2 protein-coding genes and 2 pseudogenes are annotated in these 2,068 nt (G+C 49.8%); all 4 read right to left on the bottom strand.

The window, feature by feature from the left end; genetic code table 11:
• Positions 1-298: pseudogene (locus QZ327_RS14340) on the bottom strand (conjugative transposon protein TraJ); the annotation flags it as partial.
• Positions 299-317: 19 nt separating this feature from the next.
• Positions 318-947 (bottom strand): DUF4141 domain-containing protein, encoded by a 630-nt coding sequence (locus tag QZ327_RS14345; RefSeq protein ID WP_294620406.1) that lies wholly within the window; start codon positions 945-947, stop codon positions 318-320.
• Between the two features lie 41 nt (positions 948-988).
• Positions 989-1,609 carry a hypothetical protein gene (locus tag QZ327_RS14350; protein WP_294620408.1) on the bottom strand — a complete coding sequence of 207 codons (621 nt, stop codon included), beginning with the start codon at positions 1,607-1,609 and terminating at the stop codon, positions 989-991.
• Between the two features lie 20 nt (positions 1,610-1,629).
• Positions 1,630-2,068: pseudogene (locus QZ327_RS14355) on the bottom strand (conjugal transfer protein TraG); the annotation flags it as partial.

The following is a 2,068-nucleotide window of genomic DNA, read 5'->3' on the forward strand; positions in this document are numbered from 1 at the left end:
GTATTGAATGTGTACCTTTCACGATAGGCGACATGACACTGTTCAGCGTGCCCAGCACGATGGTCGGGAAAAACATGATACATAACCCCAATGCGAACGGACGGAGAAGGGGAAAGACATCCACGGGTTCCGCCCTTGCCAGAGACTGCCATACCCGGTAGGCCACATAGAACAGGGCACCAAGCCCCGCGAGTCCTTTCGCCACACCCGTCATATGCGAGCAAAGCGGCATCATATCCGTGTAGAGGTTTTGCAGGATCTGATGCAGGTTGTCGAAATTTATTGCCAACAATACCATAAGCGAATCGGATTAGGGATTACCAGTAACGTTCATTCGGTGAGCCGTAAAGGGCCATCACACGGTCCAGGTCGTTCCGTTTCTTGGCACGCAGGTAGGAAACGCCGATGTTCTTGTTGGTGTAATACTGCACCAGGCTGCGGTATTGCAGCATATCGGTGTAGCAGCGGTCGATGATATCCATCCGCTCCTTGTCGTTCATCGAAAGTCCGTTCTCGTTGACCACCGTTTTCAGGTCGTTCAGCAGGTGTGCGCTCTCTTCCAGCAGCTTCGTGTAACCAATCGCGATGGCACTCAGCTCTTCCGGCGTGAAATAAGGGTCGCTGAGCATACGCTCGAAACTATTCACATAGATGTCCGTGATGTCGCCGACCATGAGGATGGCCTGCTGCACCTTACGTGCGTCACGGACAAGGTTCTTGATCTTGCGAAGCCCGTCGTAATACTCTTTGCCTTGCTTGTAAATCTTCACGGTCTCCTGAAAATTGTTGAGCATATTGCTCGCGGTGGAAGATGTGTGAACGATATTCTTGGCGGCATTGATGATACCCTGGGCAAGATTGCCGGGGTCGCTCACGACCCATTGCGCTTTCGCTGTAAGGCTGATGAAGAAACAGCCCATACACAGCATGAGGATTTTCTTTTTCATGATGTATCTGTTTTAATTGGTGAATAAAATTCTGTTGAAAGTCAAAGTCCCATCTTTCGCCCTTTGGACGGTGGGTTGCGGAGAATCGGCTTGTGTACCTGCTTCGGACGTTTCGCCTCCGGCGTCTTTTCCTTCCCTTGTCTGAGGGAAGCGAAAAGCTCATTGGCATACGGTTCGCGTCCTGTCATCTTCACAAACCTGGCATCCAGTTCCCGATATGCTTTTTCCGCCTGACAGGAGCGTTCCGTGGCAGAGGCATTTTTGTCTATGCCGTACTTGACAAGAAAAGCAGGACTGATATGGAGGATGTCATGGACGGAATCCGGCAAGGCGGCAATTTGCCCCAACTTCTCCAGTTCCTCGTTCATCTTGTCGAGATACGGTGCAGGAGGTTTACCACACAAACTCTCAAAGACCTTTTCGACTGTGCGGGTCAGCCTTGCATCCACTTCCAGGATGTCGGGAACTTCACCGGTTTCTCTTTTCCGCTTGTATTCGGCAGGCTCCAACTCTTCAAGTTGATGGAACAGCCGGTAATCCTCTGTAAATCCGTAATGGTCACAAATGGATTTCGGAATGTCCCAATTCTGCATCAATGACCAATAAAGGGACGAGATGACTTCCTCGCGTTTCCTCTGGTCTGATTCCAAATCGCTATACATACTTGTGATTTTTAGATGGTTTATAAGATGTTCTTCTCACGTTTGCTCTCCGCCAACTGCTTGATGGCAAGCTCGATATTGCCACCTAACTTTTCGGAAAGACGGAACAGTTCCAGCTTTTCCGTTTCCTCAGTCGTGTAGCAATAATACTCTTCAAGTGATACCTCGGTGGCATATACCGCCGATTGTGTACCTCCCAGACCAATCCAGACCTCCTTGTACTTTCTGGAAGGATTGTTCGCCATGTTGATGGAAAGGATTTGCGCACGTTCCTTGTCGGTCAGACCGAGCAACGCCTGTATCTCATCGAACTTGTTGACATACTTCCTTTGGTCAAGGAGAATCTTGCAGTCGCTGTTGTTGATGATGGTACCCTTCACAATCGGCGATGAGATGATGTCCTCGACCTCCTGAGTTACGACAACGGCCTCGCCGAAGAACTTTCTGACGGTCTTAAAG

The organism is uncultured Bacteroides sp., assembly GCF_910578895.1.
Lineage (GTDB): Bacteria > Bacteroidota > Bacteroidia > Bacteroidales > Bacteroidaceae > Bacteroides.

Coding starts and splice junctions, on each gene's coding strand:
- QZ327_RS14350 (WP_294620408.1), bottom strand. CDS start 1,609: ATGTATAGCGATTTGGAATCAGACCAGAGGAAACGCGAGGAAGTCATC.
- QZ327_RS14345 (WP_294620406.1), bottom strand. CDS start 947: ATGAAAAAGAAAATCCTCATGCTGTGTATGGGCTGTTTCTTCATCAGC.